At 59.0% G+C, this 23,046-nt stretch carries 20 protein-coding genes; 8 read left to right on the top strand and 12 right to left on the bottom strand.

What is annotated here, in order from left to right; translation table 11 throughout:
* Nucleotides 1–19: 19 nt before the first annotated feature.
* From COA55_RS12040 to COA55_RS12020, 5 genes are all read right to left on the bottom strand, one after another.
* Nucleotides 20–304 carry a bile acid:sodium symporter gene (locus COA55_RS12040; protein WP_290502370.1) on the bottom strand — a complete coding sequence of 95 codons (285 nt, stop codon included), beginning with the start codon at nucleotides 302–304 and terminating at the stop codon, nucleotides 20–22.
* Complete coding sequence (locus COA55_RS12035; RefSeq protein ID WP_290502369.1) at nucleotides 304–978, bottom strand: FCD domain-containing protein; 675 nt, start codon at nucleotides 976–978, stop codon at nucleotides 304–306. The genes COA55_RS12040 and COA55_RS12035 overlap by 1 nt, the downstream gene beginning before the upstream one ends.
* A gap of 78 nt (nucleotides 979–1,056) precedes the next feature.
* Nucleotides 1,057–2,358 (bottom strand): DUF2254 domain-containing protein, encoded by a 1,302-nt coding sequence (locus COA55_RS12030; RefSeq protein WP_290502368.1) that lies wholly within the window; start codon nucleotides 2,356–2,358, stop codon nucleotides 1,057–1,059.
* A gap of 81 nt (nucleotides 2,359–2,439) precedes the next feature.
* Nucleotides 2,440–3,111, bottom strand: coding sequence for an START domain-containing protein (locus tag COA55_RS12025; RefSeq protein ID WP_290502373.1), 672 nt, complete (start codon nucleotides 3,109–3,111; stop codon nucleotides 2,440–2,442).
* Between the two features lie 188 nt (nucleotides 3,112–3,299).
* On the bottom strand, nucleotides 3,300–4,004 hold the full coding sequence (locus COA55_RS12020) for an START domain-containing protein (protein WP_290502367.1): 705 nt from the start codon (nucleotides 4,002–4,004) through the stop codon (nucleotides 3,300–3,302).
* 165 nt (nucleotides 4,005–4,169) lie between these two features.
* Here COA55_RS12020 and yidD point away from each other — a divergent pair, with 165 nt between their 5' ends.
* From yidD to COA55_RS11995, 5 genes are all read left to right on the top strand, one after another.
* Nucleotides 4,170–4,451 carry a membrane protein insertion efficiency factor YidD gene (yidD, locus tag COA55_RS12015; protein WP_082872241.1) on the top strand — a complete coding sequence of 94 codons (282 nt, stop codon included), beginning with the start codon at nucleotides 4,170–4,172 and terminating at the stop codon, nucleotides 4,449–4,451.
* Entirely contained in the window at nucleotides 4,448–4,768 is a 321-nt protein-coding gene (locus tag COA55_RS12010; protein ID WP_156497029.1) for a DUF2946 family protein, read from the top strand. The genes yidD and COA55_RS12010 overlap by 4 nt, the downstream gene beginning before the upstream one ends.
* A 199-nt stretch (nucleotides 4,769–4,967) precedes the next feature.
* A complete protein-coding gene (locus COA55_RS12005) occupies nucleotides 4,968–7,040 on the top strand; it encodes a TonB-dependent receptor (RefSeq protein WP_290502366.1) in 2,073 nt (690 codons plus the stop codon).
* A 76-nt stretch (nucleotides 7,041–7,116) separates the two neighbouring features.
* Complete coding sequence (locus tag COA55_RS12000) at nucleotides 7,117–8,478, top strand: hypothetical protein (RefSeq protein ID WP_290502365.1); 1,362 nt, start codon at nucleotides 7,117–7,119, stop codon at nucleotides 8,476–8,478.
* 193 nt (nucleotides 8,479–8,671) lie between these two features.
* Nucleotides 8,672–9,190, top strand: a complete 519-nt coding sequence (locus tag COA55_RS11995) for an outer membrane beta-barrel protein (RefSeq protein WP_290502364.1) — start codon at nucleotides 8,672–8,674, stop codon at nucleotides 9,188–9,190.
* A gap of 175 nt (nucleotides 9,191–9,365) precedes the next feature.
* On the opposite strand, the gene COA55_RS11990 is transcribed toward COA55_RS11995, so the two are convergent.
* From COA55_RS11990 to COA55_RS11970, 5 genes are all read right to left on the bottom strand, one after another.
* Nucleotides 9,366–9,848 (bottom strand): hypothetical protein, encoded by a 483-nt coding sequence (locus COA55_RS11990; RefSeq protein ID WP_290502363.1) that lies wholly within the window; start codon nucleotides 9,846–9,848, stop codon nucleotides 9,366–9,368.
* Nucleotides 9,849–10,228: 380 nt separating this feature from the next.
* Nucleotides 10,229–12,976: a peroxidase family protein gene (locus COA55_RS11985; RefSeq protein WP_290502362.1), complete on the bottom strand. Its 2,748-nt coding sequence runs from the start codon at nucleotides 12,974–12,976 to the stop codon at nucleotides 10,229–10,231.
* Between the two features lie 295 nt (nucleotides 12,977–13,271).
* The gene (locus tag COA55_RS11980) at nucleotides 13,272–15,902 is read right to left on the bottom strand and encodes a LuxR C-terminal-related transcriptional regulator (protein ID WP_290502361.1); all 2,631 of its coding nucleotides are present in this window, start codon (nucleotides 15,900–15,902) and stop codon (nucleotides 13,272–13,274) included.
* Nucleotides 15,903–16,297: 395 nt separating this feature from the next.
* Nucleotides 16,298–17,257: a GTP cyclohydrolase FolE2 gene (gene folE2, locus COA55_RS11975; RefSeq protein ID WP_231884077.1), complete on the bottom strand. Its 960-nt coding sequence runs from the start codon at nucleotides 17,255–17,257 to the stop codon at nucleotides 16,298–16,300.
* Nucleotides 17,258–17,432: 175 nt separating this feature from the next.
* Nucleotides 17,433–18,344 carry a hypothetical protein gene (locus COA55_RS11970; RefSeq protein ID WP_290502360.1) on the bottom strand — a complete coding sequence of 304 codons (912 nt, stop codon included), beginning with the start codon at nucleotides 18,342–18,344 and terminating at the stop codon, nucleotides 17,433–17,435.
* A 205-nt stretch (nucleotides 18,345–18,549) separates the two neighbouring features.
* Here COA55_RS11970 and dctP point away from each other — a divergent pair, with 205 nt between their 5' ends.
* Nucleotides 18,550–19,572: a TRAP transporter substrate-binding protein DctP gene (dctP, locus tag COA55_RS11965; RefSeq protein WP_290502359.1), complete on the top strand. Its 1,023-nt coding sequence runs from the start codon at nucleotides 18,550–18,552 to the stop codon at nucleotides 19,570–19,572.
* A gap of 104 nt (nucleotides 19,573–19,676) precedes the next feature.
* Here the strand turns inward: dctP and COA55_RS11960 are convergent, their stop codons facing one another.
* Nucleotides 19,677–20,957, bottom strand: coding sequence for a TRAP transporter large permease (locus COA55_RS11960; protein ID WP_290502358.1), 1,281 nt, complete (start codon nucleotides 20,955–20,957; stop codon nucleotides 19,677–19,679).
* Between the two features lie 51 nt (nucleotides 20,958–21,008).
* Entirely contained in the window at nucleotides 21,009–21,593 is a 585-nt protein-coding gene (locus COA55_RS11955) for a TRAP transporter small permease (RefSeq protein WP_063519881.1), read from the bottom strand.
* A gap of 358 nt (nucleotides 21,594–21,951) precedes the next feature.
* Between COA55_RS11955 and COA55_RS11950 the strand changes: the two genes are divergently transcribed.
* Together COA55_RS11950 and ectA are read left to right on the top strand one after the other, a co-directional pair.
* A complete protein-coding gene (locus COA55_RS11950) occupies nucleotides 21,952–22,488 on the top strand; it encodes a MarR family transcriptional regulator (protein WP_290502357.1) in 537 nt (178 codons plus the stop codon).
* 4 nt (nucleotides 22,489–22,492) lie between these two features.
* The gene (gene ectA / locus COA55_RS11945; protein ID WP_063519883.1) at nucleotides 22,493–23,035 is read left to right on the top strand and encodes a diaminobutyrate acetyltransferase; all 543 of its coding nucleotides are present in this window, start codon (nucleotides 22,493–22,495) and stop codon (nucleotides 23,033–23,035) included.
* The last annotated feature ends 11 nt before the right edge of the window (nucleotides 23,036–23,046 follow it).

Here is a 23,046-nt window from a genome sequence, read left to right as displayed (position 1 = left end):
ACCAGCAGTAGGTGAAGCATCAACCAGATAATCCGATGAGATGCCGGTCTGTCTCACTCTCATGCAAAGGTAAGATCAACCATTTAATCCGCTTACCCGAAATAAACAAATGCAGCCCCCCGGCCAGCACCTGTTTACGGGACAGCGCTGCCCCATGCACAAAGAACAGCACCGCCACCGCCAGCGTGGACAGCTGCGACAACCCCTCCGCCAAACCACCACCAGCCGGCCACACCGTGGCGGCGACGATCACCATCAACAATAGCAGCGTGAACCCATCCAGCCGGCGCAGCAGGCCCATCATCAACTCTCCTCCAACGCCGCCAGCGCAGGGGCCAGCATGGCCCGAACCTGACGCTCGGCGGCATCCGCATCGCCCCGCTCCAGGGCCGCCAGCAGGGTTTCATGGTCTTGCTGGCCGGGCTCCGGCAGGGAGTCATCGTATTCCGTGCGCGCAATGGTGCGAGACACCGCTTCACTGAAATAACGGTACAGTTCCGCCAGCGCGCGATTGTGGGCCGCCGCAATCATCGCCTGGTGAAAATCACGGTCATGCTGAATGCGCAGGGGCAGGTTCTGCCCCGCCGCGCCGCGAGCTGCCAGCGCCGTACGCATGGCGTCCAGATCCGCACCATCACAGCGCTGGGCCGCCAGCCGGGCGGCTTCTGCCTCCAGCGCCACCCGCATTTCCAGTTGGTCGCGCAGGGTGCTGCGCTCCACCCGCCGTAATGCTTCGGCGGGGTCCAGCCGGGCACGCACATAGGTGCCGTCGCCCTGCCGGGTTTCCAGCAGCCCCGCATGGACCAGTACCCGCACGGCTTCACGCACCGTGTTGCGGCCCACACCGAATTGCTCGCTAAGCCGGGGCTCGGTGGGGATACGCTCACCCACCGGCCATTCACCGCGCGCCACGGCGCTGCGCAACTCAGCCACGGCGCTGTCCACCAGAGAAAGACGGGGTAATTTTGCTTTATTCATGTGGTCATCCTATGAATTTAAGGAAATCATCCCATGAATATGGCGCGCACTCAAGCCGACCTATTGAGCCCGCCCCTTTCACATCTTCAGGGTCAGCCGGTCCTCCCGTGACAGGCTGTCGCGCACCTGCACGGCCCAGTGGCGTCGCTGCTGCTGTATCGGCCCCAGCCGCTCTGCCGGCACGGTACGTTCCAGCATCGCCAGCGAACTCCCCAGCGTGGCCAGCACCGCCAGATTGCCCCGGGCATTGCGGGCGATCTGCGCAAATGCGGCGTCCACATAATCGGCAAAATCCCGCTGCTGGCACTGCAGCCGCAGCTGCCCGTTCACCCGCCGAAACGGTTCCGGCATATGCCGGCCGGAAAGGTCAGCAATCACCGCGCCCAGATACAACACACACTGCTCAGCGGTGGTGGAATCGTTAATCCCCGGCGACAGCGCCTTGATGGCGATATCCACCAGCTGCCGAATACCGAAAGCCGGGTCTTGCTCGATGGTGCGATGGCGGTTGATCACATAGCAACGCAACAAGGCCGCACAGCGCTCTTCGTCCCAGCCCGGCCCATGCAGGTACAGCAATGGCTGCCCCTGGACCACAAACTCGCCCACCGCCACACGCATGGTAACCACCTGCCCCTGGGCATCGGCTTCCTTGACCAGGCCGTTCAGGTACACCTGCTGCACAAACCCGGTGAGCGGGGCCGCCAGCGTGTGGCCTGCCGGTTTATGGCCTGAAGCGTCGCCATCCGTCTCCGGCATCACCGCCTCGGCCCGCAACGCCGCCGGGTTCTCGGCGACCCGCCCGAACGCCTGGTCGTAACGCTGGGCGATGGCGGCCTGGGTGTCTTCGGTGATTTTCGCCACCACTTGGGATACCTGGATCGAACTGGCAATGTGGTGAATAAAATAGATCAGCAGCGCCAGGCCCACGAAAGCCCCCAGCAACGCCACCATCACGGCAAGGCCATGCCCCAACAACAGCGAATCCGCAGGCAGGCTGCGCAGCACCAGCAAACAGTAGGCGAACACACCGACAATCACGGCCAGCGTCAATTGATTGATGCGATCGGCCATGTAATCGCGTAACAGGCGGGGAGAATACTGGCTGGCCGCCTGGGCCAGCACCAGCATGGTAATGGAAAAGGTCACGCCGGCCACGGTAATCATGGAGCCGGCGATGGTGGTCAACACCGCGCTGGCGCCTTCCGGATTCACCGCCAGCAGGTAGGCCCACCAGTGTTTCTTGGCATCCGGAAGCTCACCGGGGATGGCCGTCAGGATAAAGGCCAGCAGCGACGCCCCGACCAGAAAGCAGGCCGGCAACAACCACATGCTGGAACGTAACTGGGTATACCATTGCTGAAACCGTGCCAGCACCATGGCTCGCCCTCGCATCCTTGCCCGGGCGGATTACCCGGGTGCGCCACGCTTATGAACGCCCCCGGGCATATACCGGGGGAATCAGTCTTCCAGTGACAGTTTGTCCATCCCCGGCAGTGGCGGCAAATCTTTCCGGGTGGCATTGGCAAAGCGCGGCTTTTCCAGCTGGACCGTCAACCCCTGCAGGGTTTCCAGTGGCGCCTTGGTCGCCACCAGATTCGCCAGCCACACCGGCACGCTGCCGCCCGGATCCACGAAGGTTTCAAACTGCACCCGCACCCAACCATCGTCCATGGGAGTAATGATGAACTGGTTATCCAGCGCGGGAATACGTACGAAGCCATCCTGCTTTCCCAGCACGCCTTCGGCATTCACGCTGTGCAGGGTGATTGAGCCGGTGTCCTGGTTCTGGCTCAGCGTATTGGCCAGCACCACATCCCGATCCGACACCGGCCAGATACCGTGAAAGCGCATGTGAATTTCTTCACGGCCTTCCACCGACAGCCGCTTGGCGCCCTGGTTCTGGAAGATCCACTCCGGGAAGGTGTCCACGGCGGTAATCACCGCCAACACCGAGGTGGCGGATGCCTTCACTTCGACAATGCCCTTGAAGGCTTTTACCGGGCTATTGGAAACATCGCGCACATACGTGGTCACATCGCCCCGGGCCTCACCCTCATGATTGGTTTTCCAGTTTGCCGCCCAGGCCGGATTCACCAGCACCAGAGGGGCCAACAACAGCGCCACAAACATTGCTCGCAAAGGTTTTCTCCTTACTCGTATTTTCAACAGCGATTCACAACAAAAACTCTGGCCGCAGTATGCGGCCAGGAGGCGGGGAAACAAGCACCCCCGGGGAATTGGCCCCAATTGCCGGCGCCCACTGCGGGCTCATTCCCGCAGTGACCGCTCTCATTCAGCCAGATGGCTGATGGCGATTGCTAATCTGGCTGATGGCTCTGCGGCAGATCCATGCCTTTCAATTCCGGGTAACGCTTCAGGGCCTGGTCCAGCTTGGCATTCTGGTAGGTCTCGTTGCTGGCCATCTCACGTAGCCCCTGCAGGGTTTCCTGGGGCGCCTTGTGGGAAATCACGTTAGCCACCGAAGACACATTGCCGCCCGGATCAATAAAGGTTTCGAATTCGATGCGTGTCCAACCGTTATCCAGCGGCGTCAGCACAAACTGATCTTCCAGCGCCGCAACCCGCACATAACCCTCGTGCTCTGGCTCGCCATCCACGGCATGGGAGGCCAGGGTAATGGCACCGGTTTCCTCATTCTGGGTGGTCTGGGTTTGGATCAGGGCATCACGATCCTTGGCCGGCCAGATGCCCTTGAAACGGATATAGGCCTGGTCGTTATCGCGTAACTCCAGTGACTGGCACTGATACAACCAGTCCGCGCAGGCACTGCTATCCGCCATCACCGCCAGTACACTCAGTACCGGGGCCTGCACTTCGGTGACACCCCGGAACGCTTTCACCGGGCTGTCTTTCATGGCTTTCTCGTAGGTATTGATGTCCGTGCGGGCCTTGCCTTCATTCACGGTTTCCCAGTCTGCCGCCATGGAACCGGCGGATAACATCAAGGTCACGGCCAATGCTGATACGCGTACCGGGCGGGTCCATCCTGTCACTTTGCTCATGGTCTCTCCTTGTTGCCCTGAGGCTGCTTTAGCGTTGCATCATCATGAAATCGCAACACTTTCTTATCACGGTGGCTGTTAGGACCATGGAACAGCACTGGTATCTCCCCACGCGATGGCTATATCATGCATTTTTTACAACTTGCGACAGGCAGAACGGGTCACGTGAAATCGCTTCTGCTTGGCGCCATCTGGCTGTACCAGAAGGTGCTGAGCCCCTGGATAGGCAATCAATGCCGCTTCTACCCCACCTGCTCGGAATACGCCCGGCAGGCGGTAGTTGCCCATGGCAGCCTGCGCGGCAGCGCACTGGCGGCGAAGCGACTGTGCAAGTGTCACCCCTGGCACCCGGGCGGTTTTGACTATGTGCCCGGCACCGAACCCGACCCGGAACAGCACCAATGCACACCGTCATGCGGTGAACACAGCGGGGGGACATCACCATGATCCCCGCCATGCTGAACCGCTACCATCGCGGCCTGTCACTGTCTCTGGTACTCGGCCTGTTCTGTGCCCAGCTGCTGCTGGCATGGCACGCCCCGGCCCACATCGACGCAGGCCAACACAGCCCCGCCAAGGAGCTGCTGGCTTCCGCTGATTGCCAGGTGTGTACCCACGGCCATGGCATGCTGGCACTGCCCAGCGATTACAGTACGCCGGTCACAAAACGCACCGAACCCGTTCCGCTCGCGCCCGCCACCACCGTGGTGCTCCGCAGCAAGCGCAATCCCTACCCGCCCCGCGGCCCCCCTGTCTCTGCCTGACTCCCGTTACTGATCCCTGATCATACTGGCGCATCGCCTTTTGCCCCCTCTCCATGAGAGCCGGGCCTGCTGCGCCTGCCTGCGATCAGCAACAAACGTGTTTCCGGCACGAGTCCGGCCAGCCGCTTTCTTTTCGGCTGCGCCCTTTTACTCGTGCCCTCATTCATGCCCTGCATGAACGCTAGAGACAGAGGTAGTTATGATATTTCGACGCCAGACCCTGACCGGGTGCGTCGCCGTGGCCCTGTTGGCGCCCACGGCAGTATTGGCCGACGCTGAAAACAACAGCGCAGCCGCAGACCAGGCTCACGAGCTAAAACAAGTGGACGTGTCCGCCCTGCCGCTGGGCAGTGACAGCCCCAGCACGCCCTATTCGGTGATGGATCAGCAAACCCTCACCCAGAAGAGCCAGAACACCCTTGGGGAAACCCTGAAAGACCAACCCGGTGTCCACAGTGACACCTTTGGTGGCGGCGCCAGCCGGCCAGTCATTCGCGGCCAGGGCGGTCCTCGTGTGGGGGTGCTTAACGATGGCTCCCAGGTCCTGGATGCCTCCAGTATTTCCCCGGATCATGCGGTCACAGTGGACCCCCTGCTGGCGCGTCAGATCGAAGTCCTGCGCGGCCCGTCCACCCTGCTCTATGGCAGCGGTGCCAGCGGCGGTGTTGTCAACGTGCTCGACACCCGCATCCCCACCCAGCGCCCCCGCGAAGAGGTGGAAGGTTTCGTGGCAGCCCGGGCCAACACCGTGGCCGATGAGAACGCCACTGCCGCCGGCCTCACCTTCTCGGCCACCGACCATCTGGTGTTCCGGGTGGAAGGCAGCCGCCGTGATGCAGACGACTACGAAGTGAATGGCTTCGAAGAACTCACCGTGCCCGGCACCTATGCGGAAAGCGACAACGGCAGCATTGGCGCCTCCTGGATCGGTGATCAGGGCTACTTCGGCATGGCCTACAGTTATCGTCGCGACAACTATGGCCTGCCCGGTCACAGCCACGAATTCGAGGAGTGCCAGTCCAGCGGCACCAGCCTGAATTGCCCCACCGGCGGCCATAATCACGACCACGACCATGGCGAGATCGTCCCCTATGTGGACCTGGCCAGCCGCCGGGTAGATGCCCGCGGCGAATACCGCGAACCGTTCGCCGGGGTCACCGCCATTCGCTTCCGTGGCAATCACACCGATTATCGCCACCACGAGATTGAGGAAGGCGCCATCGGCAGCACCTTCACCAACAAGGGCGGCGATGCGCGGCTGGAAGTGGAACACAAACCGCTGGGTAACTGGCGCGGCGTGGTGGGCCTGCAGTACACCCAGTTCGACTTCAGCTCATTGGGTGGCGAAGCCTTCGTCCCGAAGACAGAAACCGAATCCATTGCCGTCTTTGCGGTAGAAGAATATGTCCTCAACGAGCAATGGTCCTTCGAACTGGGCGCCCGCCAGGAGCACCTGACGCAGACGCCGGACGATCGCAACGGCCAGCCGCTTGCCAAAGTCACCGCCGACAACGCGTCTTTCTCGGGCGCGGCCAACTGGGCCTTTGTGCCAGGTTATGAACTGGTGCTGTCCGTGGGCCACTCTGGCCGCGCACCCAGCGCCCAGGAGCTCTATGCAGAAGGCGTCCACCTGGCCACCAATACCTACGAATGCGGCTTGCTCAGCGACTGCGGTGGTGGGCAGCGCGATCTGGATGACGAAGTCAGCCTCAACGCCAACCTGAACCTGCGCAAGACCCAGGGCGACTGGTTGTTTGATCTGGGCATTTTCGAAAACCGCATCAACAATTACATCTATGCCCGCACCCTCGACCAGATCGAAGACTTCCGTCTGATCAAGTACAGCCAGCGTGACGCCACCTTCACCGGTGCCGAAGCCTCGGTGAGCTACTACGGTATCGACCCGGTGGGCATCACGGTCTTTGGTGATACGGTGCGCGCCACCTTCGATGATGGCGGCTATCTGCCCCGCATTCCCGCCAAGCGGCTGGGCACTCGCCTCAACAGCTACCTGGGCAACTTCGACGGCGAACTGGAGTTCTACCGCAGCTTCGCCCAGGACCAGATCTCAGGCTTTGAGGAAACCACCCCGTCCTACGACATGGTCAACGCGACCCTCAGCTACCGGCTACGTGGCGACCAGCGCTACACCTTCTATGTGCGCGGTAACAACCTGCTGGGCGAAGAGGTATTCAACCACTCTTCCTTCCTCGCCAGCACCGTGCCGGAGCCAGGTCGCAATGTCACCGTGGGTACCCGCATTGAATTTTGATAAGCCGCAACGTTAACGGCATTTGTACCGGCGCCTTTACTCCGCCGGGCACAACAACACGAATATGGAGAACACCATGCAACGCATGATGAAAAACCTGAAACAAAACGCAGCCCTGCCCCTGTCTCTGCTTGCCGCCTTCACCATGGCCGGTTGTAACGAAACCGGCACCAGTTCTCTGGGAAGCGCAGAAGACGAACACGACCATGCCCACGAAGCCCACCCCGGCCGCCTGGTTATCGCCTCACGGGATGACGCCGGCGACCAGCTCTACGTCTATGACCTGGAAGAGAGCGCCCTGCTGCCCGGCAACCTGGCTCTGGATAATGCTCCCAGTGCGCTCTACACCAGCCCAGGCAAGCGCTTCGTGCTCGCCCCGCAACGGGACGCCAACCAAGTACAGATCATCGATGGCGGGCTCTATCAACACGACGACCACGTGGACGAAGTCAGCCCGTCCCTCACTGGCACCCTGAACGGCCCGGCCCCCACCCACTACCGCGTCCATGGCGAGCAAGCAGCCCTGTTCTATGATGGTGACGCCGGCAATGCCATCATGGCCGAGGTTGAGCTTCTCACCGATGATTCACTGGAAACTGCCAGCAGCGTCGCCAGCCAGACCCTGGCCAGCGCCCATCACGGTGTCGCCGAACCCCGTGGCGACGTACTGCTCGCCACCTTCCGCACCGCCGCCAGCGGCCTGCCGGAAAAAGTCGACATCTATCATCAACACAACGATCACTACCACCAGGAAGGCACCGTCAGCCTGGACTGCCCAGGTCTTCATGGCGCCGGGTCCAATGAAGATTACTCCGTGTTCGGTTGCAGCGACGGCGTGCTCATCGTTCACCAGGACGGAGAAAACTTCACCGCCCAGCACGTGAACAACGCCGCCCTGGGACTGACCGGCAGTGAGCGAGTAGGCAGCTTCGACAGCCACCACGAAATGCCACACTTCGTTGGCTATGCTGGTGATCGCATCCTGATCATCCACCCGGATGATGGCGACGTGCAGGAACTGGACTGGAAAGAAGGCGCTGCCGTCTCTCTGGACAGCCACAGCCTGGACCCCCATGGCGAGCACCTGGTGCTACTGGATGACGCCGGCGACCTGCGCATTTTCGACACCGCCGACTGGAGCGAACATGCCCACGTGGAAAACGCCATTGATCCGGCAACCGCCGCGCCTCCGGCCAGTGGTCACGGCAGCCGTGTCGCCATGACCGTGGCCGGCGAACCCGCCCATGCCTTCCTGTCCGATGCCGGCAACCAGTCCATCGTTGTCGTGCATTTGGAGGAAGGCAGCATAGAAACCCCGCTGTCCCTCAACTTCACCCCCGGCGCACTGGCCTGGGCCGGCCTCGCCGGTGCACACGAAGAACACGCAGAAGACGGGGACCATGACCACGACGAACATGATCATGATCACGACCACTAACCCCCAACCGCAACCTCACAGCTAACCGCAGGAGGCTGCCTGCAGGCGATGCTTTTGCCATCCCCTGCAGGCGCCCCTGCCACTTTCGCCCCCGCCCTGCCTCCCCGGTAACACTCCCGGTCGCCGTCGCCCCCACTTTTCACTACAATCACTCTATTATTGCGTCGAGACTTAACACCCAGTGGGAGAACCCATGAAAAAAGTATTGTTTGCCGCTGCTTTGGCAATGCCCCTTTTCGCCAACGCCGGCGGTTTTGCCGGTATCGATATCATCAGCAGCGACATCGAGCCGGATAACACCACCTCCAGCGCCGACCCCAAAGCGCTGCAATTCAAATTCGGTAGCTGGATCAACCGCGACGAAACCCTCGGCGGCGAAGTCCGCCTGGGCCTGGGCGTCGATGACGATAAACTCAGCAACAACGTGGACCTGGAAATCGACCGTTACTACGGCGCCTACTTCCGCGGCCAATTCCCCAACACCATGCCCGTACGCCCCTACGGCCTGATCGGTGCCACCTATGTGGAAACCACCGAGAAAAGCGCCTTCGGCGGCTCCGACGGGGAAAACTACAAAGACCTGTCACTGGGCCTGGGCGTGGACTTCACCATCACCAAAACCCTGTTCATCAACCTGGAATACATGCGGGTTGTCGATCGTAGTGGTGACGAAATCACTAATCTGGGGCTGGGCCTGAACGGCCGGTTCTGATTAGGACACGCAGCACGCAAAACGCCCACCGGAAGGTGGGCGTTTTTTGTTGTGGGTTTGTCGGTGAGGCTGGGCAGGTTCTTTGATTAGGAGACGGTGTCCACTAAAGCGGGGGAACTACAAAGGCTAACCCCCGCCATGCATGCGCTTGTCGCATGCATGGCATTGTTATGTGCTACTGCCATGCCGATTCTGCAAGATTTGCTATATCGCCAAAAATTGTGCCTGACATTGGAGGGCAATTCTCGGAATAGCCTGAATTCGAGTAATGGAAAATTGTTTCGTTCTTTTCAAGATCAATTAGCTCAGCATTGATATAGTCAAAGCGATAACCACCACCGAAACAGCGCTCCATTGAATTATTTGGAGCATAACCATCTATGAGCAAAACATATTGGGATGAAGCCTCTTTGTATATATCAGTTTTCGTATCGCTAACTTTTTCTACAGACGAGTTTTGACTAACCATCCGCTTAATTTGAAATCCACTACTCTTTAATCGCTTTTCAATTTCATACACCCATGCACTTCGAGAACCACTCATGGCTATAACCTTAGGCCCCGTTAATTTTTCTTCACTCATGACATTAATGGTCTTTGTCGACACACAGCCTTGAAGAAGAAAAACTGGCAAAAGAAGAAAAAACACACCCTTCATCAGCTGCTCCTGATCTTATTGCACCTAACAGCGTATTCAGTCGAACCGTTCGACATATCTTTTTTCGACATAATTCTTATCAACCACCGCCCGCCTCCGCCAGAAGATCCAGTCAATACAATAGGATGGAGAAAAGTTGATAACCTTTCTCACCTGACAAAACTCGAAGCAGCGGGTTATTTCCTGAGTTATCCCGAATTCCCCTTCCCCTGAAAATCACTTTATATCAACCGTTTAGCTTTTTCTGTAAGCCATATCCTACAAGCAAGACACCCTCGTCCGGTGAGCACGAGGCAGGGACCGCCCGCGCAGACACAAAAAAGCCCGGGGGACTTGCGTCGCCCGGGCTTGAGGGGTGTACCTCTGGTTATCGCTCTCCCTTAGCGATCTTCGTACCGTTGGTGCTTGAAGAAGATGCCGGTGTCGCCGAACTGGGACAGGGTGAACGGGGACGCCATAACCAGCTCACCGACTTTAACGGCGCTGTTGCGGCGTTCACGGGCGTAGCGTTCGGTGACCCAGGGCAAGATGGACGTTTTGATGGACTTGGAGGTCGCGTAAACGTCATACACCTTGGTGCCGGGGTTCAGGGCGGTCAGGTCGTCACGGAAATCGTGGGGCGCGGTGCTGATGGAATTCTTCAGATCACCGTTTGGCACGAAATAAACCTGTGACGGGGTGTTGGCATTGCTCACCGGGGAACCGTCCTGGTTCACCTTGGCCATGTCACTCATGACGACCAGCGTCGGCTTTCTGGACACCAGCGAGAACAGCGTCGTTGTGCCGAGGGTTTCGTTCACTTCCGGCTGGACATAGTTGGACAGTTCGTTGGCAAAGATGTTGTGGTTATCGCCCTGCCCGCTAAGGGTATAGAGCGCGGACACGTTTTCAGAACGCTTGCCGTCCACCATCAATTTCAGCGCCAGCCCCGGTGCAAAGCCACGGTCTGATGGGTCGCCGGTAACAGACAATCTCAGCAGGCCGTGATCTGCCCCCTGGAACAGGCCGGTGTAGCCATGGCCTGCCGTCGGCACGAACTGCACCTTGGCCAGGGCACCGCGAGGGTGAATCGGCTTGCTGTAGCCCGGCGGGCTCACGTCGGTCACATCCTGCACCTTCTTCCACAGGACGGAGTTGATCAGGCCACCAATATCGATGGGTTCGATGGCCGGCACTTCACCGTCTTCGTAGCTGGTACGCAGGGCGCCGTTGACCCACAGGTGGTCCTGTTTCGCCTGGGCAGACCAGGATTGATAATCCTCGGGAATTTTCAGGCCCCAGGGCTTGAAGGCGTTATCCATGCCCACCAGGCTGCTGGCCAGGTTCGGGTAGTGGCGACGGATGATGTCGACCATGGTGTTCTCTTCCACCCAGTCGATCCCTTCAGCGGTGTACACCTCGTTAGTGTAATCGGTGGTGAAGAAGCGGTCGGTCATCAGGCGACGTGACGCATTGAGGATGAAGATCTGGAAAGACGTTTCACCAAAGCCAAAGCCTTCCGGGCGCGTCTCTTCTGCCAGCTGGCCCACCAGGGTATCGATCATTTCGATATCGTTGTTGTACAGCGCCTTCAGGTCAGCCACCAGCTGCGGATCACTGGACAACTGCTCGAAGCTGGTAATCGGCTTGAGGCCGATTTGGCGACGGAACTCGTTGTAACGGGGCACGCCACGTTCACGGTCACGCAGCACGTCGATGGCCGCCATATCAATGTCGCCAATCAACGGCATGGACAGGTTACGCAGGAAGTCCGGGTAGTTGTTCAGTGTCAGCGCACCCGGGTGGGTGATACCGAAGGAGTACCACAGGCGATCTTGGCCCACGTCGGTGAGCAGATCTTCCGCATCACCGTTACGGGTGTCCTGCAGCAGAATTTCTTCGTCCACCACGTTGGAGCCGATGTCGTAGACCTTGATCTCGTCACGCAGCAACGGGTGCATGCGGTACACGGACACAAATTCTTCGGTGAGGGTGTAGGGCACGCCGTAGTTGTTCGGGGTGCGCGAGCCCACCAGGCCAGCCAGGGCGTGCTCAATGGAGCTGGTATCGCCCTGCCCCAGATCGTTATCGATGCCGAGCAGGTTGAAGATGCCGCCCAGTTCCGCCAGGTTATTGTTCAGCTCGTCCAGGTCGCCTTGATACTTGTCACGCTTGTCACGGTCACCGCCCAGGCCCCACCAGTTGGCGTACATGGCACGCTCGAGCACCGGGTTAGCAAGAATCGCCGGGGTCCATTCCACGGTGTGGATTTTGGCCATCAAGGCAGCGTTGATCAGCCGGGCGTGGTCGTAGAGCCACTGGTCGGAAGCACCGGGGTTGTTTGCCTTGAGCATGTCCGCAATGGCGTTGTGCTCCTGGGTGAACAGGTGGTGCAGCATGCTCAGGCCCACCCACCAGTTTTCATTGAAACCGGTAATCGGTTTGCCGCTGAGGAAATCTGTGGGCAAACGGCCATTGCTGTCGACTTTCAGCTTACCGTCCACAAAGGAACGCACTTCATCGTTGGTTTCCTTGTCGCTGCCGTACAGCTGCGAGCCATCCCACCAGTGGGTGTTGATGTTTTCGTAGGTCACCAGGGATTCATTGCCGCTAACGTTCGGGTCCGGGCGGGTACGCTGCACGGACATGGTGCCGGAACCCAACACGTCGCCAGGCGGCAGCGGAAATTCGATCGGGTTGGCGTCGGTACGCGGGCCATGATCGAACCAGTCATGAACCATGAACTGGATCCAGGAGGTGGCGATGAAGTTCAGGGTGGTGGCAGGCTTGAAATCGCCGCCCCGGGACATGATCAGGTTACTGACTTCACGCGGGTTCGGGGTCAGCAGATTGCCGCTTTCCGATTCCGCAAAGGACGAGGCCGGATCCACGTTACGGCCGAAGTTCACATTGGCGGAGCCTTCCGCCGGATTGTCCAGGATATTACAGGTACCGTCTTCGGTACGGGCCACATGGCTGCGCTCATCGCAGACGATGCTGGCGTTTTTTTCACCCCAGCTTTCCATGTCGAACATATTGTTTTCGAGCAGATCTTCCCGTTGACCGGCAAGAACCAGCAGGGCGCCCATTACGCCAAGTGAACCGAACTTGGTCAGGGCTGGCCAGGTAACCCAGGGGGACATAGCCATGATAAACCTCCGTCGTTTTTATTCTCGGGGGATGTCTGATGACAACGACGGCACTCTAGCAACGGGGCCAACCCCTCCACCCCCTCCCCCGGGAGGGGGCGGAGGGGGAAAACGAAAAAGCGCGAACGGGTTCAAGGTTTGGAATGGCAGCTACGAGCTATGAGCTTCGAGCTACGAGGCGCGGGATTGGGTTTGCTTCATCTCGAAAGCCGTGCCCGCGATCATGCGTACGTGCGCGGGCACGGCGCTCAAAAAAAATGGGCATTCCTCGCGCCTCGTAGCTCGAAGCTTGTGTTTATCTAGGCGTGGCGCGCAGCACGGCTTCGGTACGATTGGAGACACCCAGCTTGCTGTAGATGTTTTTCAGGTGCCACTTGGTGGTGGTGACGGATACGCCGGTGGATTCACTAATCTGGGCATTGCTCATACCGCTCTGCAGCAGCTCGAAAATTTCGCTTTCCTTGGGCGTAAGCACCGACCCCGGGTCCACGTCCAGCGGCTCACTGGCCGGGGCGGTGCTGAATACCGCCGGAAACAGCCCGGTATAAAAATCCGGTAGCACCAGCTGCCCTGCTGACCACAACCGATTCATCAAGCCCGCCAGCCCGGGCGCTTCATCGAACACGGAGCGATTGATATTGAGCAGACCATAGCGGGTGATCAGCGCATCCACCTTGCGGCTCTGCTCCGAGGCGACGGCCGTTTTGGAGGTGAGCACCAGCAGGTTGGCCTCAATGATGGAGGCTCGGGTCTTGATACCCGCCCCTTTCACCACCGCCAGCAACCGGCGCAGCAGTGTTTCTGCCTCCGCATTGCGGCCGTGGGCCATTAACCAGTACACCGCCGCCAGCCCGCGCCGCTCCCAGCTCTGGCTATACATGGCCGCCTCACTTTCAAGGTTCTCCTGCACCCACTCCGCCAACCTGAAACGGTCCACCACCACATCCAGGCGCTGCCAGTTGCCGGTGAGCAACGCCTGGCGCGTCATCTCCAGCACCGCCATGCTGACAAAGCGCTCGTAATTGCCCAGCTGTAAAATTCCCAACAGTTTTTCCAGCATACGCTCGGCACTTTTCTGCTTGCCCTGCAGATGCTGCAGCCGTGACAAGGTGAGATAAACGGTGGAAATCACTTCCGTGGCAGAAGCAGACGAAACCATGGGAAGCAGGTCTTCGCAGACCTGCTGCGCCTCTTCCAGGCGATTCTGGTCGTATAACACCACCACCATGCCCGTGGCCCACAGCGACCAGGTGGGGCAATCCCTGGGGGTGTTATTGAAGTTTTCGACAATAAAGGCCACTGCCTCACCAATATGCCCCAGCTGCTGATTGGCCAGGGCCGTAATCAAACCCGCATAGCCGGCAGTAAAGCGTTGCCCCAGGCGCAGCAACACGTCCCGCGCCTGGGAGGAGAAGGCCAACGCGGATTCCAGGCGGCCATGCTGCAGATGGTAATAGGCCACCATGGCCAGCGCGAAGGCACGGATATCCCGGTGGCCACTGCTTTCCATCAACAACGACAGGTTAGCCCCTTCCATGAAGTCGGTATCGTGCTGGAATAACTGCAAATGCAGTTCCAGAAAATCCACTGTCTGACGGTGATGGTATCGGTCCTCCCTGCCGGAAAAGTCCTGCTCTTTGAGCGCGTCGAGATAATAGCGGGCACGAAAGAATCGCCGTGACAGGGTCAGCGTGCTGATCAGGGGCGCGGCCAGTTCAAGGCGGCCCAGTATGGTTTCATCGTCCAGAGTTTCCGCCCATTCAAGAATGTGGCTGGAATACCCTTCCTGCAGCCAGAACTCGAAACTTTTTTCCAGGCAGTTACCGAACAGCGCAGCATCACCGGTGCGCCAGGCATGCCAGACAGCCTGTTCGAAATTGCCGATCTTGATGAAGTAACGGGTCGCCCGCCGGTGAATCGGCACAATGCAGTCGGGCATCTCGATTTTCAGCCGTGCCTGCAGAAAATCCCGCAGCAAGGCGTGATAGCGATAGCTGGCCGGCTTGCCAGGCACCGGCACCAGAAAAAGCTCCCGGCTGGTGAGCTCATCAATCAACCGTGCGGACTGGCGGGTTTGCAGAATTTCATCGCCAAGCTCGGCGTTGACGGTGTCCAACAGGGCACTTTGCATGAACAAAGTGCGCGCAGAGTCCGGCAGCCCCTTGAGTACCGCATGCCCGAAATAATCCATGATTTCCGGCTGGCTGGCGTTAAAGTCCTGCAGGGTTTGCATGCCCGACCGAATCCCCGCCAGCAGGGCAATTTTCACCCCGGCCACCCAGCCTTCGGTAATTGCCATCAGGTGATCCAGGGCCTGCTCTTCCAGAGCCTCGCCGCCCAGGCGCTGATTCAGCTCGCTCACATCACTGCGCCGCACTTTCAGGTCCACGGCACTGATCTCCAGCACCTGGTCGTCCAGCCGCAGCCGGCTAACGTCAAACAGTGGCTGGGTGCGGCTGGCAATGATCAGGTGCACATTCTCTGGCGGGTCCGCCAGCAAGGTAGCAATCACGCTGAGCGTTTCTTCGCTCTGGATATGCTGAAAATCGTCGAACACGATAAACAGCGGCAACGTCACCTGCTGCAGGGCGTCATACAGTGAATCGGCTATAGAGGATGGTGGCAGCTCGGCCACATCGAAGGGCATAAACCAGGAGGTATCAAACGCCGGCACCGCGGCCCGGGTTTTCTCGGCGAAGCGGCGCAGAAAGCGCACCGGGTCATCATCCGCCCGCTGTAACCCCATCAGCACCACATGGCGATCACCGGGCTGGGCTTGCCACTGATTCAGCAAGGTGGATTTGCCGGCACCGGCGGGGGCCAGCAACAGTGTCAGGGGCACCCGATCTGACTGATTCAGAAGGGTGACAAGGTCTGCACGATAAAACCGGCCACTCAGGGGCCGGGGCGTCTCCGAGCTGGGCATAGCAATCGCTTCCTGGCGTTTTTTTATTATTTTTCAGTGAGTTAGCGCATTCCCGCACGCACTCTGGGTGCTTCTTTAATAGGCAATTTAGCGGATAGCGGCACGGTATACACGTACCGGGTTCGCATTTCACTTGGACGAGGGTGCAATGTCGTCGCTGCCTAGCGAAGAAAGAAGCCCCAACAGCTCGACGCCAATGCCGGAAGCCGGGCAACGGAAAAAGGGCTCCACCGCTCCCACAAAGAGAGGCGGTGAAGCCAGATTGGCTCTATTGCGTCAGGCTCCAGGCATCCGGCGTCATGCCCATCACCAGCCCATACAAAAAAGCCCCCTTCCCGACAAGGGGAAGAGGGCTTTCGTGTTGCGTGCAGCGTGCTGCCTGCAGCGTCTCTCAATCAAGGAATCGGCAGGTAACCACCATCCACTTCCTTGGTCACAATCGCTACCGCATTGTGAGCGTGGAGGCTTTCCAGGTGATTCACGCGCAACCAGAAATCCTTGTAGCAAGGCTGCGGGTTCAGCGCGGTCTTCAACCGGCGGGCGGCGTCTTCACAGAACATCAGGTTCTGGCCATTGAGTAGCGCGAACTCCTGTTCGTCTACCCGCTTCACGGCGGTCTGCACCGGGGTTTTCAGAGCGCCTTCGATGGAATCAATCAAGGCGGTGATCGGGAAGGCATCCCCTTCGGTGTGATCCAGCAACACACGCACCTGGGCGATGGAGCGCTGGCTGTGCGGAGTGGCCAGTACGCCCTCTTCCGTGCCCAGCCATTCAAACACCGCATCGGCATCCACTTTGCCTTCGGCGAAATCCTTGCGGAACTGTTCCTGGATCAGCTGGCGGGACAACGCCGCCGAGCAGGGGCAGGTGGACGAGTACGGCACTTCCACCGACAACTCGATGCGCATGCCCTCTTCGCACAGGGTGCCCTTGATGCTGACCGGGTAGCTCTTCCAGCCGGAATAGCTGCTCTTCAAGGCCGCGCGGCGCATGGAATATTCGAAATCCAGCTGCACGAAACCGCGGGTGCTAAGGCCCTCATGGGTCTGCAGGAAGTTACGCAGCAGTTGCTCGATGGAACCGGCGCTGACCGAATGGTCGCCAAAGGTTTCTTCCAGCATCAGGAACAGGCGCGACATGTGAATGCCCTTGGCATCCGCATTGGCCAGGTTCACATAGGCCTGGATAGAGGTGCTCACCGGGCGCTCGCCAGCCAGGGTATCGCTGACGCGGGCTGGCAAGTGGATCTCACTCATGCCCACCCAATCCAGGGTCGTGTGGATATGATCCACCATGGAGTTGGACGCCACATCCGGCATCTGTTTGGTGCTACCGGCACCGTTGTCACGAGTCATGGGATTCTCCATAGGGGCACTGAAAACAGCCAGGATAAGGCCGCCCAGGTGAACGAAACGGTAATCCGTTCGTCATCGCCCGCTCATACAAGGGGGGCAAGTCTAGCAGAAACTGTCCCGCAAATTGACCATTTACGGGCGCAGGTTTCGCTATGACCGCAACAGAAAGGGGCTATCAGGCGGAAAAGCCTGAATCTTCGTCGCTTCCGACCAATTCCTGGAAGCGGGCCAGCTCACGCAGGGGCTCGAACATTTCTTCGCTACGGGCGTGGCTGCGCAGGGTTTCCGAGGTCTGGATGGCGGCGGCCAGGTCGGTCAGGGCGTTCTCGATTTCCCCCAGCCCGGACCAGGCGCAGGCCCGCTGATACAGGGCATGGGAGTTTTCCTCGTCCACTTCCAGCACCCGGTCGCACAGGCTCAACGCCCAGCGCTGCTCGCCCAGCTCCAGGGCCGCATCGGCTTTCCAGGCCAGCGCTTCCGGATCATCCGGGCGCAATTCCAGAATCCGGTCGTAGAGCTCAATCTTGGCCTGGGCACTGGGCTCCTTGGTGGCCTTGAGCCACAGGCTGTGAATGTCGTTGGTTCGCTCGATTTCTTCCTGGTTCTCGGCGATGGACAGGGATTTGCGGCGCAGCTCGCGCTCCAGGTCCGCCAGGCGGGATTCGTACTCGCTGGTCAGACGCGCCATTTCCTTTTCCGCATATACCCGCACGTTGTCTTTCAGGTCACGAATGGTGGACCAGCCGACCAGAGCGAGAATCGAGGCGGCACCGGCAATCAGGTAGAAAAAGTAGGTAACCGTGTTGGTGGCGTACCCCATGGCCTTGTCGGCCACTTCCAGCTCCCGGTCGGTGACCAGCAGGTTCATCTGGTTGCGGTATTCCATCATGTCCTGGCGCAGGGCTCGCAGCTCACCGAGGATCCAGTTTTCCCGGAACTGGGAAATCACCGGCCCTTTTTCGATCTCACTCTGGGCCTCCGCTCTCGGCACTTGCTCAGGCGAACCGGGCTCCTGTTCTGCCCAGAGACTGCCAGCCAGCGCCAGCAGCATGCCCAATAGACCGGTACGCAGAATGTGTCTGATCAATGCCTTGCCCTCTCGATACACCCAATCACCTTTTACCTGTGCATTTCCCGCCAGGAAAACTCACACAGACGGGAACGCGCCGGGAAACATTGCCTATGGTCGCATCAAGCCTGCCGAGGTGCCAGCGTTGCAGGCCGTTCCCTTGACAGCCCTGCCCCGATGCAATGTAGTGATTGGCACCCACAAGCAATATCAAGGTAAAGGCATGCGACTTAATCGATTTATTTGCGCCGCTACTTTTGGCTTTCTTGCCGCCACGACCACCACCGTCAACGCCGACACCTGGCGTTTTGGCCTGGAGGAAATTGAAGGCAGTGTTCAGCACAGTTACGCCGAACGTTTCAAAGCGCTGGTGGAAGAAAAAAGTGACGGGGAGATTGACGTTCAACTGCTCCCCTATGGCAAATGGGGCTCCAGCTACTCCGCGTTGTATGACGCGATCCAGGGCGGTGCCATTCAGCTGGGCTTTGGTTCCGGCGCCCTGGGCGGCACCGTACCGGAAAGCCAGCTGCTCAACCTGAACTACATCATGCCCAGCGATCAATGGGTAACCGCACAAGGCCTGAACAGCGACACCTTCCTGAAAAGCAAAGCCTGGCAGGAATCATTCCGCAAGCGCAGCCTGGTACCGCTGGCGGAATTGCCGGAAGGCTATCAGGTGTGGACGACCAACAAGGCCATCAACACCCCGGATGACATCGAAAACCTGGGCATCCGCGTGATGGACAACAGCCTGCTGCGGGCCACCTACAAGGCCTATGGCGCCTCCCCCACCTCTATAGCCTACGGCGAACTGTACAGCGCGCTGCAGCAGGGCCAGGCGGAAGGCAACATCCAGCCGGTGTTTGCCCACGAGGAAATGGCGTTCTACGAAGTACAGGACTACATGATCTTTGCGCAGCAATCCCAGTTCGTAGCCACCCTGATCGGTAACGCCGACTGGTACGACGGCCTGTCTGCGGACCAGCAGAAAATGATCGACAGCATCACCAAGACCCTGGTGCGCGAAGGCCATGATATCCAGACCCAGTACAACGAAGAACGGCTGGAAACCATCAAGGAAAAGAGCGACATCAACATTGTTGAACTGACCGAGGCCCAGCGTGACGCCTTCCGCAAGAAGGCCAAACCGGTACGTCAGATCTACATTGATGAAGTGGGCGCACGGGGTGAGCAGTCACTCAATGCCCTGCTGTCCGCCTTCGACGAGGCCGCCAAGGGACAGTAACGCCCCCGGTAGCCGAACATGAAAAAGCCCGGCCAATTGGCCGGGCTTTTTTGTGTCGGTCTGCCCGCAACACGGACCTCGACCCTGCTAGCGTCTAGCGCAGATCACCCACCCAACGCCGGCAACCACAGTGATAACTGCGGAAACAGAATCAGAATGAAGGTGGCGATCAGCAGCATAAAGATAAACGGCGGCGTACCCCGAATCACATCCAGATAGGGGCGACGGAACACCGCAATGGCGGTAAAAATATCGCACCCGAACGGCGGCGTGGCGGAACCAATAGCCGCCTGCAGGGTAACGATCACGCCCACGTGGATCGGGTCCAGGTTGGCGGATTCGATCAGCGGCTTGAAGATCGGCACCAGAATCAGGATCACCACGATGGGGTCCACAAACATGCAGCCAATAAAGAATGCCACCGCGATCAGCGCCAGCGCCGCCACCTGATTCTGGCCAATGGATTCAATGGCCGGCCCCAGCAGTTTCTCGGGAATCCCGGCAGTCCCCAAAGTGTGGGAAAACGCCGCGCCAATGGCCACCAGAATAAAGACCACCGCAGTGATCATCCCGGAGGACAACGCCAGCCCCCCCAGGTCCTTCACGCTGACCTTGCGGAAAATCACCACTTCCAGCAGCAAGGCATACGCCACCGCGATGGCCGACGCTTCCACCGCACTGAACAGCCCACCATAAATACCGCCGACCACCAGAATCGGGAAGCCCAGAGGCAAGATCGCCCCCCGCATGGCCTTGAAGCGTACCCCCCAGCTGGCCCGCTCCTCTGGCTCAATCCCTTTGACCCGGGCGCCAATCCAGCAGTAGACGGAGAACATCAGCAGCACCAGCAGGCCCGGCAGGATACCTGCCAGGAAGAGGTCGCCGATGGAGGTTTTCATCACCACGCCATAAACGATAAACCCAATACTGGGGGGGATCAGCAGCGCGATATCACTGGCATTGATGATTAACGCCAGCGCAAAACTGTCGGAATAGCCCTTGGACAGCAGGCGCGGGCGCATGGGGCCACCCATGGCCACCACCGTGGCCTGGGTGGAACCGGACACCGCGCCAAACACCGCACAGGACGCCGCGGTGGTGATCGGCAAACCGCCGCGCAGATGCCGGGTAAAGGCATCCACCAGGTCCAGCAACCGGTTGGCGGTATGGCCCTTGGTGAGAATATCCGCAGCAAAGATAAACATGGGCACTGCCGCCAACACCCAGCTACCGACACCATTGACCATCCAGGTGATGGCCTGGTCCGGGCCGAAGAAAGTCAGCCCGGTGAACATCATGAACAATGTCCCCACCGCCAGCGGCACCATCATGGGGTACCCCATCATCAGCAACACCAGCATGATCACAGCCAGAATGATTAACACAGCGACAACCCCCTCATTCAGCAGCACTCATAGCAAAAAACCGGCTACGCATCAGCGCTGGCCATCCTGATCATCCACAGCCGCCGCCTCCAGCGGCACCGCTTCATAGCTTTCTTCTTCGTTGAACGACCGCCAGACCCCCTTGGATACCGCATTGCGGGTAAAGGTCAGCAAGTACTGGATGCCAGCCATGCTGAACCCCGCAGGCAGCGCCAGGTAGACCAGCCACATGGGCACCTGCAGTGACGCACTCACCCGGCCACGCTCCTGAATATCAAAGACGTACTGACCGGATTTCCAGGCGAAATAAAACATCAGCGTCGCCGTTCCCAGGCAAATCAACATCTGCAGCCCCTTGCGGGCCTTGCCATTGAGCTGTTCATAGATGGCGGACATGCGGATGTGACGGGCGTGGCGGGCCGCGTAGCCCAGCCCCACGAAGGTCAGTACCACGATCAGCATTTTCACCACTTCATAGGTGCCGGGAATCCCTTCATCAAACAGGGTCTGCCCCACCACATGGCCACTCATCAACAGGGCCATGGCCAGAATGCAGCCACCGATAATGACGCGCTCAATCACCCCCAGAGTGCGATCCAGCCAGGAAAGTACGAGAAGAAAGGAATCAATCATCATGGCAACGCCTATAAACACGACGACGAAAAACAGCCCCGGATTCGGAACTGGAGAAGTCCTTTGTGACACAAAACATGTGCGATTGTCGAAACTGCGAGCCTTCCCCCCCCTGGCAGGTCGTAAACCCCCGCAGAGCAAGGAATGCAGACGATATAGCCGGTCACAACACCGTCACCGCCCAGTATTTATTTTGACATCTAAATGTTTTATCTCTAAGATAGCCTACCACTTATCGCAAGGGATTACTCGCCATTGCCCTGTTTTGATGGAGATAGAATCTTTACATCTCAAAGGTGATTGCAGACAAACCATGTCTAATTTCGGTCACATTACTTTGTTATCAAGAGAATTTTCGGCAATGGCCAGACACGAAGACGTGCTAATCGCATTACGACAGATCATTCGCGCCACGGACCTCTACTCACGAAAGCTGAGCAAGGTATCCGGCCTGACATCGCCCCAGCTTCTCATCATGCAGGCGATTGCGGCGCACGGTGAGATGACCATGGGGGACCTGGCCAACGAGGTATCGCTGAGCCAGGCCACCGTCACCACCATTCTCGACCGTCTGGAAAAGCGGGATCTATTGGGACGCAAGCGCGGCGAGCAGGATAAACGCCGAGTTTATGCCCACCTGACCTCCGCCGGTCTGGACATCATCGAGCAGGCCCCCACCCCGCTCCAGGACGAATTCATCGAACGCTTTGACCGCCTTGAGGATTGGGAGCAATCTTTAATTCTCAGCTCCCTGCAGCGGGTTGCGGCAATGATGAATGCCGGCGATATCGACGCCTCGCCGGTGCTGGATCTGGGGGCCATTGATCGCGCGCAACCGGCGGTAGAAATGAACAGCCGCCGGGACGCAAACTCTTTCTCCAAAACGGACCATAAGTGAAACCATGTCAGCAGACGATGCGAAAAAAACGGATTCATCCACCGACAAATCGGATGACATCACCTTTCGTAAACCTGAAAGCCAGGACGGCAGCCGGGTTCACAAACTGATCAGCGAGTGCAAGCCGCTGGACGAGAACTCCGTCTACTGTAACTTGCTGCAGTGCACCCACTTTGCCGACACCTCCGTGGCGGCAGAGATGGACGGTGACCTGGTCGGCTTTATTTCCGGCTACATCCCGCCCAAGCAGCAAAATGTGCTGTTTGTCTGGCAGGTAGCCGTGCACGAAAAAGCCCGGGGCAAGGGCCTGGCCAAGCGTATGCTGGCCGAACTGATCGAGCGCGAAGAAAGCACCGATGTTCAGTTCATTGAGACCACCATCACCCCGGACAACGAAGCCTCCTGGGGCATGTTCCGCAGCTTCGCCTACCAGCGCAGCATGCCCACGGAAGAATTCATTTTGTTCGACTCGCGCATTCATTTTGCCGGCGAACATAACGACGAATACCTGCTGCGGATCGGCCCGTTTAATCGCGACGACGCGTAAACGCCGCCCAC

Origin of the sequence: Alcanivorax sp., from assembly GCF_002733835.1 — a bacterium.
Classification (GTDB): domain Bacteria; phylum Pseudomonadota; class Gammaproteobacteria; order Pseudomonadales; family Alcanivoracaceae; genus Alcanivorax.
This window is presented reverse-complemented; position numbering and strand designations above follow the sequence as displayed.

Bases quoted from the DNA above. Each gene is read 5' to 3' on its own strand.
- COA55_RS11980 (WP_290502361.1), bottom strand. From the start codon at position 15,902: ATGCCCAGCTCGGAGACGCCCCGGCCCCTGAGTGGCCGGTTTTATCGT.
- COA55_RS12020 (WP_290502367.1), bottom strand. From the start codon at position 4,004: ATGAGCAAAGTGACAGGATGGACCCGCCCGGTACGCGTATCAGCATTG.
- COA55_RS12025 (WP_290502373.1), bottom strand. From the start codon at position 3,111: ATGTTTGTGGCGCTGTTGTTGGCCCCTCTGGTGCTGGTGAATCCGGCC.
- COA55_RS11990 (WP_290502363.1), bottom strand. From the start codon at position 9,848: ATGAAGGGTGTGTTTTTTCTTCTTTTGCCAGTTTTTCTTCTTCAAGGC.
- COA55_RS12035 (WP_290502369.1), bottom strand. From the start codon at position 978: ATGAATAAAGCAAAATTACCCCGTCTTTCTCTGGTGGACAGCGCCGTG.
- COA55_RS11950 (WP_290502357.1), top strand. From the start codon at position 21,952: ATGGCCAGACACGAAGACGTGCTAATCGCATTACGACAGATCATTCGC.
- folE2 (WP_231884077.1), bottom strand. From the start codon at position 17,257: ATGACTCGTGACAACGGTGCCGGTAGCACCAAACAGATGCCGGATGTG.
- COA55_RS12005 (WP_290502366.1), top strand. From the start codon at position 4,968: ATGATATTTCGACGCCAGACCCTGACCGGGTGCGTCGCCGTGGCCCTG.
- COA55_RS12000 (WP_290502365.1), top strand. From the start codon at position 7,117: ATGCAACGCATGATGAAAAACCTGAAACAAAACGCAGCCCTGCCCCTG.
- COA55_RS12030 (WP_290502368.1), bottom strand. From the start codon at position 2,358: ATGGTGCTGGCACGGTTTCAGCAATGGTATACCCAGTTACGTTCCAGC.
- COA55_RS12010 (WP_156497029.1), top strand. From the start codon at position 4,448: ATGATCCCCGCCATGCTGAACCGCTACCATCGCGGCCTGTCACTGTCT.
- dctP (WP_290502359.1), top strand. From the start codon at position 18,550: ATGCGACTTAATCGATTTATTTGCGCCGCTACTTTTGGCTTTCTTGCC.
- COA55_RS11995 (WP_290502364.1), top strand. From the start codon at position 8,672: ATGAAAAAAGTATTGTTTGCCGCTGCTTTGGCAATGCCCCTTTTCGCC.
- ectA (WP_063519883.1), top strand. From the start codon at position 22,493: ATGTCAGCAGACGATGCGAAAAAAACGGATTCATCCACCGACAAATCG.
- COA55_RS11955 (WP_063519881.1), bottom strand. From the start codon at position 21,593: ATGATGATTGATTCCTTTCTTCTCGTACTTTCCTGGCTGGATCGCACT.
- COA55_RS12040 (WP_290502370.1), bottom strand. From the start codon at position 304: ATGATGGGCCTGCTGCGCCGGCTGGATGGGTTCACGCTGCTATTGTTG.
- COA55_RS11985 (WP_290502362.1), bottom strand. From the start codon at position 12,976: ATGGCTATGTCCCCCTGGGTTACCTGGCCAGCCCTGACCAAGTTCGGT.